At 71.2% G+C, this 15,608-nt stretch carries 14 protein-coding genes; 8 read left to right on the top strand and 6 right to left on the bottom strand.

What is annotated here, in order from left to right; genetic code table 11:
• Window positions 1–40 precede the first annotated feature (40 nt).
• The gene (locus tag ACYVO6_RS02280; protein WP_461056728.1) at window positions 41–658 is read left to right on the top strand and encodes a lysophospholipid acyltransferase family protein; all 618 of its coding nucleotides are present in this window, start codon (window positions 41–43) and stop codon (window positions 656–658) included.
• Window positions 659–735: 77 nt separating this feature from the next.
• On the top strand, window positions 736–2,205 hold the full coding sequence (gene der / locus ACYVO6_RS02275) for a ribosome biogenesis GTPase Der (protein ID WP_461056674.1): 1,470 nt from the start codon (window positions 736–738) through the stop codon (window positions 2,203–2,205).
• Between the two features lie 74 nt (window positions 2,206–2,279).
• Here der and ACYVO6_RS02270 read toward each other — a convergent pair whose 3' ends face one another.
• Together ACYVO6_RS02270 and ACYVO6_RS02265 are read right to left on the bottom strand one after the other, a co-directional pair.
• Window positions 2,280–2,603: a hypothetical protein gene (locus ACYVO6_RS02270; RefSeq protein ID WP_461056673.1), complete on the bottom strand. Its 324-nt coding sequence runs from the start codon at window positions 2,601–2,603 to the stop codon at window positions 2,280–2,282.
• An 88-nt stretch (window positions 2,604–2,691) separates the two neighbouring features.
• The gene (locus tag ACYVO6_RS02265; protein WP_461056672.1) at window positions 2,692–3,486 is read right to left on the bottom strand and encodes a hypothetical protein; all 795 of its coding nucleotides are present in this window, start codon (window positions 3,484–3,486) and stop codon (window positions 2,692–2,694) included.
• 539 nt (window positions 3,487–4,025) lie between these two features.
• On the opposite strand from ACYVO6_RS02265, the gene ACYVO6_RS02260 reads away from it, so the two are divergent.
• Both ACYVO6_RS02260 and ACYVO6_RS02255 read left to right on the top strand, forming a co-directional pair.
• On the top strand, window positions 4,026–4,646 hold the full coding sequence (locus tag ACYVO6_RS02260; protein ID WP_461056671.1) for a transglycosylase family protein: 621 nt from the start codon (window positions 4,026–4,028) through the stop codon (window positions 4,644–4,646).
• A 116-nt stretch (window positions 4,647–4,762) separates the two neighbouring features.
• Complete coding sequence (locus tag ACYVO6_RS02255; protein ID WP_461056670.1) at window positions 4,763–5,389, top strand: transglycosylase family protein; 627 nt, start codon at window positions 4,763–4,765, stop codon at window positions 5,387–5,389.
• On the opposite strand, the gene ACYVO6_RS02250 is transcribed toward ACYVO6_RS02255, so the two are convergent.
• Genes ACYVO6_RS02250 through ACYVO6_RS02240 form a run of 3 tightly spaced genes read right to left on the bottom strand, consistent with a single transcriptional unit; the run spans window position 5,331 to window position 9,453 of the window.
• Window positions 5,331–6,008: an ATP-binding cassette domain-containing protein gene (locus tag ACYVO6_RS02250; RefSeq protein WP_461056669.1), complete on the bottom strand. Its 678-nt coding sequence runs from the start codon at window positions 6,006–6,008 to the stop codon at window positions 5,331–5,333. The genes ACYVO6_RS02255 and ACYVO6_RS02250 overlap by 59 nt on opposite strands.
• On the bottom strand, window positions 6,005–8,956 hold the full coding sequence (locus ACYVO6_RS02245) for an ABC transporter permease subunit (RefSeq protein ID WP_461056668.1): 2,952 nt from the start codon (window positions 8,954–8,956) through the stop codon (window positions 6,005–6,007). The genes ACYVO6_RS02250 and ACYVO6_RS02245 overlap by 4 nt, the downstream gene beginning before the upstream one ends.
• Window positions 8,956–9,453 carry a hypothetical protein gene (locus tag ACYVO6_RS02240; protein ID WP_461056667.1) on the bottom strand — a complete coding sequence of 166 codons (498 nt, stop codon included), beginning with the start codon at window positions 9,451–9,453 and terminating at the stop codon, window positions 8,956–8,958. Before ACYVO6_RS02240 ends, ACYVO6_RS02245 begins: the two co-directional genes overlap by 1 nt.
• Before the next feature lie 173 nt (window positions 9,454–9,626).
• Between ACYVO6_RS02240 and ACYVO6_RS02235 the strand changes: the two genes are divergently transcribed.
• The 4 genes from ACYVO6_RS02235 (at window position 9,627) to ACYVO6_RS02220 (ending at window position 13,695) form a co-directional block, all read left to right on the top strand.
• Window positions 9,627–10,154: a hypothetical protein gene (locus tag ACYVO6_RS02235; protein WP_461056666.1), complete on the top strand. Its 528-nt coding sequence runs from the start codon at window positions 9,627–9,629 to the stop codon at window positions 10,152–10,154.
• A complete protein-coding gene (locus ACYVO6_RS02230) occupies window positions 10,129–11,421 on the top strand; it encodes an ABC transporter substrate-binding protein (RefSeq protein ID WP_461056665.1) in 1,293 nt (430 codons plus the stop codon). Before ACYVO6_RS02235 ends, ACYVO6_RS02230 begins: the two co-directional genes overlap by 26 nt.
• A gap of 181 nt (window positions 11,422–11,602) precedes the next feature.
• Window positions 11,603–12,868, top strand: coding sequence for a glycosyltransferase family 4 protein (locus tag ACYVO6_RS02225; RefSeq protein WP_461056664.1), 1,266 nt, complete (start codon window positions 11,603–11,605; stop codon window positions 12,866–12,868).
• Window positions 12,865–13,695, top strand: a complete 831-nt coding sequence (locus ACYVO6_RS02220) for a hypothetical protein (RefSeq protein ID WP_461056663.1) — start codon at window positions 12,865–12,867, stop codon at window positions 13,693–13,695. The genes ACYVO6_RS02225 and ACYVO6_RS02220 overlap by 4 nt, the downstream gene beginning before the upstream one ends.
• Here the strand turns inward: ACYVO6_RS02220 and ctaD are convergent.
• Window positions 13,679–15,373, bottom strand: a complete 1,695-nt coding sequence (ctaD, locus tag ACYVO6_RS02215) for an aa3-type cytochrome oxidase subunit I (protein ID WP_461056662.1) — start codon at window positions 15,371–15,373, stop codon at window positions 13,679–13,681. The genes ACYVO6_RS02220 and ctaD overlap by 17 nt on opposite strands.
• Window positions 15,374–15,608 lie beyond the last annotated feature (235 nt).

Here is a 15,608-nt window from a genome sequence, read left to right as displayed (position 1 = left end):
GCGGGGCGCGGAGGTCGGGCGGCGCATCGGCGTCGGCTTGATGTACGGGCTGTGGAAGCCGCGCGTGCTGGGCGCCTGGAAGGTCCCCACGACGGGCCCGGTGATCCTCGCTGTCAACCACTCCCACAACATCGACGGTCCGATGGTCATCGGCGTGGCGCCCCGACCGTCGCACTTCCTGGTCAAGAAGGAGGCGTTCGTCGGCCCGCTCGGCCCCTTCATGCGCGCCGTCGGCCAGCTGAAGGTGGACCGCTCGACCGCCGACCGGGCGGCGATCACCCAGGCGCTGGGCGTCCTGGCGGCCGGCGGTGTGCTCGGCATCTTCCCGGAGGGCAGCCGCGGCGAGGGCGACTTCGCCTCCCTGCGCGCCGGGCTCGCCTACTTCGCCGTACGCAGCGGAGCGCCGGTCGTTCCGGTCGCCGTGCTGGGAAGTACGGAGCGGCGCGGACGGTTGATAAAGGGGCTGCCTCCGCTGCGCAGCCGCGTCGACGTCGTCTTCGGCGACCCCTTCGAGGCGGGCGACGGCAGCGGGCGGCGTACGCGCAAGGCGCTCGACGAGGCGACCGGGCGCATCCAGAAGCAGCTCAGCGCGCACCTGGAAGATGCCAGGCGTCTCACGGGGCGCCTGGAAAACGCCGGGCGCCCCACCGGGCGCTAGGCGACACTTGAGTAGTGGATCACCCGATATCGGGGCGTTCCACCGATCACCACGATGAACGACGAGGTACGGACTTCATGAACGACCACATCCAGCCCGACGGCTCGGAGCACGAGCACGGGGCGCTTGGCGATGCCGAGTACGCGGAGTTCATGGAGCTCGCCGCGGAAGAGGGCTTCGACGTCGAGGACGTCGAAGGCGCGATCGAGGCGGCCGGACACGGCCCGCTCCCGGTCCTCGCCATCATCGGCCGCCCGAATGTCGGCAAGTCGACCCTGGTGAACCGCATCATCGGCCGCCGCGAGGCGGTCGTCGAGGACAAGCCCGGTGTCACCCGTGACCGCGTCACCTACGAGGCCGAGTGGGCGGGCCGCCGCTTCAAGGTCGTCGACACCGGCGGCTGGGAGCAGGACGTCCTCGGCATCGACGCGTCCGTGGCCGCGCAGGCCGAGTACGCGATCGACGCGGCCGACGCGGTCGTCTTCGTCGTGGACGCCAAGGTCGGCGCGACCGACACCGACGAGGCGGTCGTACGGCTGCTGCGCAAGGCGGGCAAGCCCGTCGTGCTGTGCGCCAACAAGGTCGACGGCCCGAGCGGCGAGGCCGACGCGGCGTACCTCTGGTCCCTCGGCCTCGGCGAGCCGCACCCCGTCTCCGCGCTGCACGGTCGCGGCACCGGCGACATGCTGGACGCCGTACTGGAGGCGCTGCCGGACGCCCCGGCGCAGACCTTCGGCGTCGGCGTCGGCGGACCGCGCCGTATCGCCCTGATCGGCCGCCCGAATGTCGGCAAGTCGTCTCTGCTCAACAAGGTGGCGGGCGAGGAGCGCGTGGTCGTCAACGAGGTCGCGGGCACCACCCGTGACCCGGTCGACGAACTCATCGAACTCGGCGGCATCACCTGGAAGTTCGTGGACACGGCGGGTATCCGCAAGCGTGTCCACCTCCAGCAGGGCGCCGACTACTACGCCTCGCTGCGCACGGCCGCCGCCGTCGAGAAGGCGGAGCTCGCGGTGATCCTCATCGACGCCTCCGAGTCCATCTCCGTCCAGGACCAGCGCATCGTGACGATGGCCGTGGAGGCCGGCCGTGCGATCGTCCTCGCCTTCAACAAGTGGGACACCCTCGACGAGGAGCGCCGCTACTACCTGGAGCGGGAGATCGAGACCGAGCTCGCCCAGGTGGCGTGGGCGCCGCGCGTGAACGTCTCGGCGCTCACGGGCCGCCACATGGAGAAGCTGGTCCCGGCCATCGAGACCGCACTGGCGAGCTGGGAGACCCGGGTCCCGACGGGCCGGCTGAACGCCTTCCTCGGTGAACTGGTCGCCTCGCATCCGCACCCGATCCGGGGCGGCAAGCAGCCGCGGATCCTGTTCGGTACGCAGGCGGGCACGAAGCCGCCGCGGTTCGTGCTCTTCGCGTCCGGCTTCATCGAGCACGGCTACCGGCGCTTCGTGGAGCGGCGCCTGCGCGAGCAGTTCGGCTTCGAGGGGACGCCGATCCATATCTCCGTACGCGTGCGCGAGAAGCGCGGCAAGAAGAAGTAACGGGCGCCGTCCGGGCGTTGGAGAGGGCCCCCTGCTGGTGCTGGGGGCCCTCTCCGTACGTACGAGCTGCCGCGTCAGCGTTCCTTGCGCGGCCGGGGCGGCTGCGCCGGGATCAGCCCCGAGGCGTGCTGCCGCGCGACCGGCTGCCAGGTGCCGGTGGTGGTGCGGCCGCGCGAGGCCGGGCGTCCGCTCGCGTGCTGCACGGTGCCGAAGGCGGTGAAGCCCAGCTCCTCCTCGCCGCTGCGATCGCCCGGCAGGGTCCGGAACGACCGGCGGAACTCCGCGTAGAGCGCGTCGTAGATCGGCGTGGCCGAATGACCGGAGGAGTCCTGCGCCGACCGCATGGCCGGGATCGGTGACGTGTACGGCAGGCGGCGAGGGGCGTCGTAGGTGTGCACGTACGTGCCAACGACCCCGGGCCTCAACGGATGCGCCCGACCTGGGCTGATGCCTGGGCCGGGCGCATTCGGGAACCGGTGCTCACCCTCAGGTTCCGGCCAGCGGCATCGCGCACGCCACCAGCTTGCCGTCGGCCGCCGCCTTGTCGAGGGCCTCGCGGAGCAGGTCCTCGCGGGGCTGGCGGCCGATCGAGCCGACAGGGGCCGCGAACAGCAGCACCTGCTGGTGCTTGTTGGCGGCCTGCCGCCAGCTGTCGGTGACATGGAGCGGCTGGTGGGCCTGCCACCAGGCGACGGGCGAGCCGCCGCCGGTGCCGGGCTGCAGGACCGCGTGCAGCTGGCCCATGGCGAGCAGCACGGACCAGCCGTGCAGCACGGGCGGCACCTCGGTCAGCTGGGGCAGCGGCATGAAGCCCTGCTCGATGAGGAGCGGCAGGAAGTCGTCACCGCCGTCTCCCGTCGTGCCGGGGCGCGCGATGGGCCCGGTCGGCTCGACGACGAGGGCGGGGTGCAACTCGTCGCCGAGCAGGACGAGTCCGCTGGTGACACCGAGGACGGCCTGCTCGGGCATGGCCTCGGTGAGGGGCTCGTGCCCGGTGGCCGACTCCTGGCCGGTGATCGAGCGGACGGCCCCCTGCAGCTGCTCCTCGGTGACCTGGACGACCTGCGAGGGCAGGCAGGTGGCGTGGGCGAAGGCGAGGACGGCGGTCTCCTCGCCGATGAACAGGACGGTGCTGGTGCGCTCCTGTTCCGAGTCGCCCGGGGTGCGGCAGGACGTGCAGTCGTAACTGCCCGGGGCGTTCTCTCCGGCGAGCAGCCGGTCGGCTTCTTCGTCGCCGATCTCGGCGCGTACGTCGTCGCTGACGTCGAGCATGCGCGGCACGGGTGGCTCCTCGGGATGTGGTGCGTGGCGTCGCCGGGCGGCTCCCGGCTCATGAACCGGGTGGGTTCCCGGTTCATGAAGAAGACAACGGGCGATCTGTGGCCGGAGTCACGCCCGGGAGCAAACGGAATCGAACCATCCTGCGCGCACGGTGAAATCCGATGCGGAATCTGCTACTCCATGCCAGCTTCTCGGATGTCCAAGGAAGTTGATCCGGTGAGGTGAGTCACAGATCGTCAGTGCGTCAGGTCGACAAATCATAATATCGGCGAATGAAGTGGGTGGCCGGAATTCGCCGATACTGCTGGTAACGGCGAACTGGCCTGGAATGACAAGCATTTGGTTGATATCGGACCGCGTGACTCCCTAGATTCCTCGGCCGTGTGCAACGAGCACCGCTCGGGTACGTCCGCCGGCCGCACCACAGCCAGCTCGAAGCACCACCGTCGGCGGACGGGGCGGACCGGAACGACCGCGGCCAAAGGGCGGCGAGTTCCGTCCCGCCTTGGGGGACCCCGAGTCCTTCGAGAGGGAAATACATGTCCGATTGTGCCGACAACACTCGCAAGGTTCGTACCACCGCGGTCTTCGCCGGGGCGGCACTGCTCGCCCCGCTCGGGCTGCTCGCCGCGAACGGCAACGCCGCAGCGGCGGACAGCGGAGTGTGGGATCGCATCGCCCAGTGCGAGAGCGGCGGCAACTGGCACATCAGCACCGGTAACGGCTACTACGGAGGACTCCAGTTCTCCGCGGCCACCTGGCGGGCGTACGGCGGCACGGCCTACGCGTCGACCGCCGACAAGGCCTCCAAGGCGCAGCAGATCGCTGTGGCCACCAAGGTGCAGCGCGCGCAGGGCTGGGGCGCCTGGCCCACCTGCTCCTCGCGTGCCGGCGCGTCCGGCAGCGCGCCCGCGGCGTCCACGCCCAGCACCAAGGCCGCCCCGTCCAAGCCCGCGAAGCCGTCGAAGACGCCGGCCCGCTCGACGAGCCACACCGGCCGCGACACGTCCCGCGGCGACTACACCGTCCGCACCGGCGACACGCTGAGCGGCATCGCCGCGCGACACGGGACCACCTGGGAGCGGATCTACGCCGCCAACAAGGCCGCCATCGGCGCCGATCCCAACATGATCGTCCCCGGGCAGCGGCTCAACCTCTGAGCCCTTACTCCTGCCCTCGGGCCTCGGGCCCCGTCCGGTCCTCCGACCGGGTGGGGCCCCACCCGTCTCAGGCGCGGCTCAACGGACCGCCGTGACGGCCTGCTTAGCGTGGCCCGATGCTGATCAAGCGCACGTGGTACGCGGCTGTCGTCGCCGTAGCCCTGACCCTGCTCGCCCCCGCCGAGGCTGCCCCGGCGCCACCGCCTCCGGCGCCCGGACCTCCCGGCGTGGCCCGGGCGGCGTACGACTGTGAGAAGGACCAGTGGCCCTGGGGCTGTCTCGCCCAGTGCGAGAGCAGTGGCCGCTGGGATGTGAACACCGGAAACGGTTACTACGGAGGGCTGCAGTTCCGGCAGTCCACCTGGGAGCTGTTCGGCGGGCTGAAGTACGCGCCGCGCGCGGATCTGGCCACCCGTCAGGAGCAGATCACCGTCGCCGAGGGGGTGCTGAGCGTCCAGGGATGGGAGGCGTGGCCCGTCTGCTCCAAGAGGTACGGGCTCAAGGGCCGGGCGCATGTGGTGAAGCCCGGCGAGACGCTCTCGTCGATCGCCCGCCGCTACAGGATCCAGGGCGGCTGGCAGGCGCTCTACCAGCTCAACAAGCAGATCGTCGGGAAGGATCCGAACCGGCTGACTACCGGCATGATGCTGAGCCTCCCCAGGGGAACCGCCTCCGGCCGGGCGATCACTCCCGCTCCGGTGCTGATGGGTCCGCCGCTGCCGGCTCCGCCGCCTCGCCGCTGAACACGACCTCGCCACGCCGGAGTTCGTACACGACTGCCGCCCTGCCGCCCAGGCCGGGCGGCAGTCGCTGTTCGGCCACGATCACACAGGCGTCGAGGCCGCCGAGCAGTTCGTACGTGCGGGCCGCGACCGGCGGTGACATGCCCTGCGCGGGTTCGTCGACGAGCACCACGCGCGCGCGTGCCAGGAGGGCGCGGGAGAGGGCGAGCATGCGTTGCTCGCCGCCGGAGAGGGTGCCGGCCTTTCTGGCGAGCAGGGGGCGCAGTGCGGGGTAGGCGTCGAGGGCGGGCTCGAAGTGGCCGCCGGTGGACGCGAGTTCCAGGTTCTCGCGGACGGTGAGCGAGCCGAAGACGGCCTGCCGCTCCGGCACCAGGCACAGTCCGCGGCGGGCCCGTTCATATGCGGGCATCCGCGTCACGTCGGTGCCGTCCCACACCACGGCGCCACGGGACAGGGGGACGGTTCCGGCGAGGGCGCGCAGTGCGGTCGTACGGCCCGAGCCGTTGCGGCCGAGCAGGACGGTGAGGCCGGGGGCGGGCGCGAGGAGGGTCACTCCGTGCAGGGCCTCCAGCGGGCCGTACCGCACGCGCGCGTGGCGCAGCGAAATGCCGGTGTTCATTGTTCGACCGCCGTGTCGAGTCCTTCGAGGTGGTCGAGTACGTGACCGGCGGGGCCGGAGGCCACGATGCGGCCCGCCGTCATGACGTGCACGGTGTGGGCCAGGTCGGCCACCAGGTCGAGGTCGTGCTCGACGACGAGCAGGGCCATGCCGTCGGCGGCGAGGGCCCGCAACACGCGGGTCAGCGCGGCCACTTCGCCCGTGTCGAGGCCCGCCGCGGGCTCGTCGAGGAGCAGGACACGCGGGCTGCCCGCCAGGGCCCGGGCGAGTTCGACACGCCGCAGGGTGCCAGTCGGCAGCCCCGCCGCGGGCAACGCCCGTACCGCCCCGTCGAGTCCGAGCAGCCGCGACACGCGCTCCACGGCGCCCGGATCCACGACGCGCCCCTGCTCGGCCCCGACCCGCACGTTCTCGGCCACCGTCAACGTCGGGAAGACGGCGAGCTGTTGAAACGTCCGCGCCACGCCGAGGCGCGTGTGGGCGTGCGCCGGAAACCGGGTGACATCCCACTCCCCGAACGTGACACGCCCCGCGTCCGGCCGCACGGTCCCGGCGAGACAGTGGAACAGGGTGCTCTTTCCGGCCCCGTTGGGGCCGACGACCGCGGTGACCGTGCCCGGGGGGAGATCGAGGTCGACACCGTCGAGGGCGGTGAAGCCGTCGTAGGTGACACGAAGTCCGCGGGCGCGGAGGAGACGCTCGGCCGGCGCACCCCGCGGTTTCGGGGGAGACGCAGGGCCGCGGCCGGTGGGGGTCCCGGCCGACTCGGACGCGGCGTTTCGGTCAGGTGCCGCGTGGTCGGGGCTGGGGGGCGTTGTGCCCGGGCGGGGCGTGCCTTCTGGGCCGCCTGCCCTGGCGGGGCCGGGTGTCCCTGCCGCCCCTGGCTCTTCGGTTCGGCCAGGTGCCGCGCGGCTCGGGCCGGCGGGTGTTCTGCCTGGCTCGCGCGTCCCGCTCGGGCCCTGGGCCGTGCCCTGACGGGGCGTGCCACCCGGGTGACTCGCCCCGGCGGGACCGCCTTCCCCGGCGGGACCGGGTGCCCCCGCCGAGACCCCCGTCGCCCCCACCGCCACCCGCGCCCTGCGCCACGCAGGCGGCTTCGGGCGGAGCCTTCTCCGTACGGCGGCCCCCAGCGGCGTGAGCGTCGCCTCGCGGCGCAGCCGGAGGCGGCCCGCCGCCAGACGCAGCGCCTCGTAGGGCCCGCCGGGGAAGCGGCCCACCAGCACCGCCAGGAAGCCGATCAGGGCGGCGGCCACGCCGCCGCGGGTGCCCGCGTCCAGGCCCACCAGGAGTGCCGCCGCGGCCAGTGCGCCCAGGACGCTGTCGGCGCCGAGGACGACGATCGCGGCGAACCAGAGGAGGCCGCGCACGGGGTCGTACGCGGCGGGGTCGAAGGCGCGCAGGCCCATGCCGAGCATGCCGCCGCCGAGGGCGGCCAGGGCCGCGCCCGCCACGAAGGCCGTCAGCTTCAGTGCGGGCACGCGGACGCCCGCCGCCGACGCGCCCGCCTCGTGGTCGCGCATCGCGGCCAGGGCGCGGCCGGTGCGGCCCCGGCGCAGTGCGTGCGCGGCGAGCAACGCGCCTGCCAGGAGGACGAGTTCGAGTACGTAGTACGCGCGGTCGTTCTCGAAGCCCGCCGGGCGGCCCAGCGTCAGGCCCGCCGTCGCGTACGGCTGCGCGAAGACGAAGCGACTCACGCCGACGCCCACAGCGAAGGTCGCCAGGGCGAGGGCCAGACCGTGCCGGCTGATGGCGGGCCAGCCGGTCAGCAGGCCGAGGGGAGCCACCAGCAGGACGGCGACGGCCAGCGCGGCCAGTTCGGGAAGCTCCGGCAGGCCCGGGAAGCGGCCCGCCGCCAGCAGTGCCGTGAAGAGGGCGCCGAGACCCGCGTACGCCGCCTGGCCGAGCGAGATCTGGCCGCCGCGACCCGTCACCACGACCAGCGAAAGCAGCACTACGCCCAGCGCCGGGACCTGCACGGACGTATGCAGATCCCGGCCCGCGAAGCCCAGGGGGATCAGGAAGAGGACCACGGCCACTATCCACGCGCCCGGCGGTGTCGCCACCCGCGCGGTCGCGGTGCGCGGCAGCGCGTCCCGGGCGCCGATCCCCGGCAGCACCAGCGCCGCGATCAGCAGGGCGACGACGAAGAGGTTCGCCCCCAGCGCCTGCACCAGCGGCTCGCGCCAGCCCGACGGGTGCAGCCGCGTCAGCTGGCTCTGGGCGACCCCGATGCCCAGCGCCACCACGACGGCCACGGGCAGGCTGCGCATCCGGGCGGCCACGGCGACCGCCACCACCTCCATGACCAGCAGCGGCAGGCCATACGGATCCAGCCGTACGTAGGGCGCCAGGAGCACCCCGGTCAGTCCCGCCGTGAACGAGCCGAAGGCCCAGCCCGCCGCGGCCACCCGGTCCGCGTCGATGCCGCCGAGCACGGCGAGCGAGCGGTCGTCGACGACGGCCCGCAGCTCCCGGCCGAAGCGCGTCCAACGGGTAAGCGCCCCCACACCCACGGCCAGCACCAGCGTCACGGCCAACTGCCCCCAGGGATCCGCCGATACGAGGGTCGGCGCGTCCGAGTGGGCGCCCGGCCCCCAGATCAGCGCCGCGCCGCCGACCAGCAGTACGAACACGCCGATGGAGGCGACCAGCGTCTGCGCCGGATCGCTGCCGAGGACGGACAGCGGACGGAAGACGAAGCGTTCCAGGGCCATGCCGATGCCCGGTGCCACCACGAGCAGGGTGAGGGCGGCGGCGAGCGGGAGCGGCCAGTCCCACTCGACCGTGAGCTGGCGCAGCAGATAGGCGCACACCATCGCGATCGCGCCGTGCGCGAAGTTGAGCACGCCTGTCGCCCGGTGGGTGACGATCAGCCCGATCCCGGTGAGCGCGGCGGCAGCGCCGACGGAGAGCCCGGCGAGCGTGAGGTCGTACGTCAGTGACGCCATCAGTCGCCTGCCTCGGACGACCGGTCGTCCGAGACGGCGGGCTCACAGATCGGGCAGGGATCCAGCTCCCCGCGCGCGAGGACCCGCGAGTCGACCGGCAGGGCGTCCGCCTTCCCGGCGACCAGCGGGCAGTCGGCCCGATGCCACAGTGTGCCGCCCGGCACCATCAGCAGCTCGCCGCTGACGGCGACGGGCGCGGCGGCGGCCTGCCCGGACTCGTCGGCGTCGGCGGGCTCGGCAGCCACCAGGAGCGCGTACAGCTCCTCCACGCGCGCCGCCGCGAGGGCGTTCCTGCCGTGGGTGAGCAGCACCGCACCCGCGATGATCAAGGCGGCACCGGGCACCGTGCAGGACGCGAGATAGGGCAGCTGCCGTTCGGCGAACCGCTCGCCCGAGATCCCGTACCAGCCGATGACGCACAGCACCGCTCCGGCAGCGAGCGCCGCCCACCCGGCCCAGAGGACGGGGTGCACAGTCCGCAGTCGAGCAGTCCGCATCGGAGCTCCCACGTCATGTGTCTGTCACGTATCTGTCCATGCCGACCAATGGCTTGCACTATGCCCTGTGGAAGCTGACCCTGAAAGAACCGGGCGTTGATGGCCCGGACCGACACCCGGTGGTGAGCCAGATGGTTCTCGGCAGCGACCTCAGGCGGGGGAGCGGCAGGCGGATGCGTGGTCCTGGACGGCGTACGGCGGCGTGGCTGGCAGCCGCGGTCCTGGTGGCGGGCGGCCCGGCCCTCACGGCCTGCGGGGACGACAGCGGCGGCGGCGACGCGGCGCCGCCCTCGCCCACGGTGGAGGAGCCCACCCGCGCTGAGGAGACTGCTACGGCGCCGGAGGACGCCGCGGCGGCGGAGCGGGAGATCAAGGAGAACTGGGTGAAGTTCTTCGACCCCGCCACCCCCCTGAAGGACAAGCAGGCCTACCTGGAGAACGGCGACCGGATGGCCCCGGTCCTGCAGGCCTTCAGCGGTGACGAGCGCGGCGGGCAGGTGCAGGCGGAGGTCAACAAGGTCGAGTTCACCTCGGCGACCGAGGCGAACGTGACGTACACACTCACCCTGAAGGGCGCCACGGTCATGCCCAACGCCACGGGGACGGCCGTAGAGCAGGACGACGTGTGGAAGGTCTCCGTCAAGACGCTGTGCGGCCTTGTCGGGCTGAGCGGCAATGCGTCGCCGCTTCCGGGCTGTTGAGGTCGCCGTCGCGGGCCTGCTGCTCCTGCTGAGCACGGCCTGCGGTAGCCGCCTCCCGGAGAGCGACTTCGAGAACCGGCCCGACGGCAACGCCCCCACACGGGCTGGCGGCGAGCCGATCCGCGTCGGCATCATCACCAGCGCCACCAGCCCGGTCGGCGGTGACGCGTTCACCGGCCCGCGCGACGGCGCGAAGGCCTACTTCGAGCGGCTGAACGCACGCGGCGGCATCGACGGCCGCCAGGTCGAGGTCCGTACGTGTGACGACGGCGGCAGCGGCGTCGGCAACAACGAGTGCGTGCACAAGCTCGTCGACGAGGAGAAGGTCGTCGCCCTCGTCGCCGGCTCGTCTCTCGACTACGCGGGCGCCTCCCGTGTCTCACGCGCGCGCGTGCCCGACATCGGCGGCCAGCCCATCGGCCCGGCGTACGACACGTATCCACACCTCTACAGCATCTACGGCAGCCTCGCGCCACGGGACGGAAAGCCCGGCTGGGACGGCAAGCTGTACGGCGGTACGGAGGTCTACCGCTACTTCAAGCGCGAGCAGGGGGCCCGTACGGCGGCAGTCGTCTCCTACAACCAGCCGGCGTCGGCCGCGTACGCGCGGCTCGTCACCCGGGGCCTGGAGGCCGAGGGCTACGAGGTGACCACCGAGCAGGTCGACTTCTCGCTGCCCAACTTCCGCGCCGTGGCGGCCGACCTGAAGGAGCAGGGCGCCGATCTGGTCTTCGACGCCATCGACTCCTACGGCAACGCCCAGCTGTGCAAGGCCATGGACGACGTGGGCGCCGAGGTCCTCGCCAAGGTCACCAACGTGCAGAACTGGACGTCCACCGTCCGCGAGGACTACAAGGACTCGCCGCGCTGCCGCAACGCCCTGTGGGCGACGGGCTCCAGCCGCAACTACGAGGACACGGACCACGAGGCCGTACGGGAATTCCGGGACGCCACGAAGGACTTGAAGACCCATTCCCAGTGGCAGCTGGAGGGCTGGGCGGCGGCGATGTGGTTCACGGACGCGGCCCAGTCCTGTGCGCGGACGGGCATCACGCGCGCGTGTGTCGACCGCTTCATGGCCGAGGGCAAGCCGTACACCGCCGACGGTCTGCTGCTGCCGGTCACCTACGAGCGCCTGTCCGAGCCCCCGAAGACCCGCAGGACCTGTGTGTCCGTGGCCCGTTGGGAGGACGCCGAGGGGTGGGTGAGCCAGGGCGACATGAACAGCAACTGTTTCGAGGTACCGCAGTTGTCTTACGAACCCTGAGACGGCACGACCCCTGCGAGGCCCTCTACTGGCCCGGATGCGTGAAAATTACGAAATGTTCCGTACATCAGTTATCAAAAGGGAAACTTTTCGGGAACAAGATGGTGATGGAGCCCAACCATCCCCCAGGGGCTCGGGTCTAACCACGCGGTAGCGGACGAGACAGGGGATTCGGGAACGCATGCATATTTCTTTCCTGATACACAACGCGTACGGGATCGGGGGGACGATCCGGACGACGTACAACCTCGCCGGTACCCTCGCCGAGCAGCACGACGTCGAGATCGTCTCGGTGTTCCGCCACCGAGACGAGCCGGTCTTCGCGCCCGACCCCCGCGTCCGCCTGCGCCACCTCGTCGACCTCCGCAAGGAGAGCCCGGGATACGAGGGCGAGGACCCCGAGAACAAGCGTCCGGCCCGGGTCTTCCCGCATGCGGAGGGCCGCTACGGCCAGTACAGCGCCCTCACGGACCGGCGTATCGCCTCGCACCTCTCGACGGTCGACGCCGATGTCGTGGTGGGCACCAGACCCGGCCTGAACGTGCATCTGGCCCGGGAGACCCGGCGCGGCCCGATCCGGGTCGGCCAGGAGCACCTCACGCTCGACAGCCACTCGACCGCCCTGCGCGAGGAGCTGCGCGGCGTCTACCCCAGGCTTGACGCGCTCACGACCACGACCGAGGCCGACGCCGGGGCGTACCGCAAGAAGATGCGGCTGCCCGGCGTACGCGTCGAGGCCGTGCCCAACTCCGTGCCCGCGCCCGGCATCCAGCCCGCGGACGGCTCCGGCAAGTGGGTCGTGGCAGCCGGGCGGCTCGCCCCGGTCAAGCGGTACGACCTGCTGATCAAGGCCTTCGACCGGGTACGCGACCAGCGGCCCGACTGGCGCCTGAGGATCTACGGCGGCGGCAAGCAGAAGGACAAGCTGCGCGCCCTCATCGACGACCTCGGCCTCTACAACCACGTGTATCTGATGGGCCCCGCCCACCCCATCGAACCCGAGTGGACCAAGGGCTCCATCGCCGCCGTCACCTCCAGCCTGGAGTCCTTCGGCATGACGATCGTCGAGGCCATGCGCTGCGGACTGCCCGTCGTCTCCACGGACTGCCCGCACGGCCCGCGGGAGATCATCGACAACGGCGTCGACGGACGCCTCGTCAAGGTCGGCAGCGTCAAGGCCATCGCCGACGGCCTCCTCGAACTGATCAACGACGACCCGCTCCGCCACGAGATGGCGAGCGCGGCCCTCAAGGACTCCGAGCGCTTCGACCCGGCCCGTATCGCCGAGCGCTACGAGTCGCTGTTCGCCGGGCTGGTCCCGCGCGGTGGCTCGGGGTTCGGGCGGATGCGCGGGTCACTGCACCGCACCCGGGGGGCGCTGCTCGGTGGCGCGTATGCCGTTCGGGATGCCGGATGCACGGTATTCAAGAAGGGGCACACCGCATGACGACGCTGGCTCCGCAGCCCGCGCCCCGGCACACCGACGAGGACGCCGCCATGCCCCCGCGCGCCGACTGCATCGCCGACTCCGCGGGCGGGCTCACCTTCGACATCACCCAGTCCGCTCAGGCCGGAGCCGCGTACCTGCTGCTGCGCCGCCGCGGCAGCGAAGACGAGGTCAGCCTGCCGCTCACGCCGGCCGCCGACGGCCGGCTGCGGGCCGCGCTGCCCAGCGGCGTCGAACTGCCCGAGGGCCGCTGGGACGCCTACGCCCAGTTGGCCGACGGCGAGCCGCAGCGCCTGATGCCCGGCGTCAACGACCTGCGCTCGCTCGTCGACCGCGTGCCCGACGCCGGCGGCGGCCATGTCGCCGTCCGTATCCCGTACGCCACCAAGCACGGCAACCTCACCGTCCGCAGCTGGCTGCGCGCCCCGCACGCCGAGGCGGGCGAACTGTACGTGAAGGAGGGGGAGTTGAGCCTGCGCGGCCGGCTGTACGGGGACACGCTCACACCGGACGCGTACGCCGAAGTACGCGCCCGTCACGCACCGGCGACCGCGCTGAGAGCCGACATCACCGCTGACGGGACGGAGTTCCGCTGCACGGTCGACTACGGCGCCCTGACGGAGGGCGTCTGGGACCTGTGGCTGCGCCCGGCGGGGGAGGCCGGGCCGCGCGTACGGATCGCCCGGCTGCTCGACGACATCGCCGACAAGAAGCCGATCTTCGCCTACCCGAAGGTCACGCTGAAGACGGAGCAGGGCCCGGCGCTGGCGGGACCGTACTACACGGCGGACAACGACCTGTCGGTGACGGTCACTGCGGTGAGCTGAAGCCACGCTCCTGACCTGACCGGGTCTGGGGCGGGGCGATCGCCGCGAACTGCGGGTGGTGGAGGTCGAAGGCCGGGGATTCGGAGCGGACCTTGGGCAGCGTGAGGAAGTTGTGCCGGGGCGGCGGGCAGGAGGTCGCCCACTCCAGGGAGCGGCCGAAGCCCCATGGGTCGTCGACCTCCACCTTCTCGCCGTACCTGGCCGTCTTCCAGACGTTGTAGAGGAACGGCAGCGTCGACAAGCCGAGCAGGAACGAGCCGATCGACGAGACGGTGTTGAGCGCCGTGAACCCGTCGGCGGCCAGATAGTCCGCGTACCGGCGCGGCATGCCCTCCGCGCCGAGCCAGTGCTGCACCAGGAACGTGACGTGGAAGCCGACGAAGAGCGTCCAGAAGTGGATCTTGCCGAGCCGCTCGTCGAGCAGTTTCCCGGTGAACTTCGGCCACCAGAAGTAGAAGCCGGCGAAGGTCGCGAAGACCACGGTGCCGAAGACCACGTAGTGGAAGTGCGCCACCACGAAGTAGGTGTCCGTGACGTGGAAGTCCAGCGGCGGTGACGCCAGGATCACGCCGCTCAGCCCACCGAACAGGAAGGTCACCAGGAAGCCGGTGGACCACAGCATGGGTGTCTCGAAGGACAGGGATCCCTTGAGCATCGTGCCGGTCCAGTTGAAGAACTTCACGCCCGTCGGTACCGCGATCAGGAACGACATGAACGAGAAGAACGGCAGCAGCACCGCGCCCGTCGCGAACATGTGGTGCGCCCACACGACCACCGACAGACCCGTGATGGCCATCGTCGCGGCCACCAGCGTCAGATAACCGAAGATCGGCTTCCGGCTGAACACCGGCAGGATCTCGGTGACGATGCCGAAGAACGGCAGGGCGATGATGTAGACCTCCGGATGCCCGAAGAACCAGAAGAGGTGCTGCCACAGCAGCGCCCCGCCGTTGGCCGAGGCGAAGACCTGCGAGCCGAACCGCCGGTCCGCCTCCAGGACCAGGAGCGCCGCGGCGAGCACCGGGAACGCCATCAGGATGAGGATCGAGGTGAACAGCGTGTTCCAGGTGAAGATCGGCATCCGGAACATCGTCATGCCGGGGGCGCGCATCCCGACGATGGTCGTCAGGAAGTTCACCGCACCGAGGATCGTGCCGAAACCGGCCAGCGCGAGCCCCATGATCCACATGTCGGCACCGATGCCGGGCGACCGTTCCAGGCTGTTGAGCGGGGCATAGGCGAACCAGCCGAAGTTGGCGGGCCCTTCCGGCACCAGCAGCGAGCCCAGCACGATCAGCCCGCCGAAGAGGAACAGCCAGTACGAGAGCATGTTCAGCCGGGGGAACGCCACGTCGGGTGCGCCGATCTGCAGCGGCATGATCTCGTTCGCGAAACCGGCGAAGGTGGGCGTCGCGAAGAGCAGCAGCATGATCGTGCCGTGCATGGTGAACATCTGGTTGAACTGGTTGTTGTCGATCAGCTGCGTGCCCGGACGGGCGAGCTCGGCCCGCATCAGCAGCGCCATCAGACCGCCGACCAGGAAGAACGCGAATGACGTGATCAGATAGAGATGGCCGATCTTCTTGTGATCGGTGGTGGTGAGCCAGTCGACGATCAACCGCCCGGGCTGCTTCACCACTACGCCCCGGACCGGTGCCTGCGCGGTATCAGTACCCATCGCTGCCCCCTCGCTCATCGCGCCCTGGGCCTCCCGAAGCTCACACCATGATGCTCACGTCGCGCGGCGCTCCGACAGGGGGCGTACGTCGGTTCTGTGCTTGAACCATGTATTTCCTGTGGTGTGTCACCTTTCGGGACGCACCGCTTATTCGGAACGGAAAGGCGTGCGCGTCGAGTACGCGCCACGCATTCCGCCGGGCCCCTCGGGCTTATTCGGATCGCCGTCAAGCTAG

It is taken from the genome of Streptomyces pseudoechinosporeus (assembly GCF_054783935.1).
The sequence above is the reverse complement of the archived record's forward strand: the minus strand, read 5'-3'. Positions and strand labels throughout refer to the sequence as shown.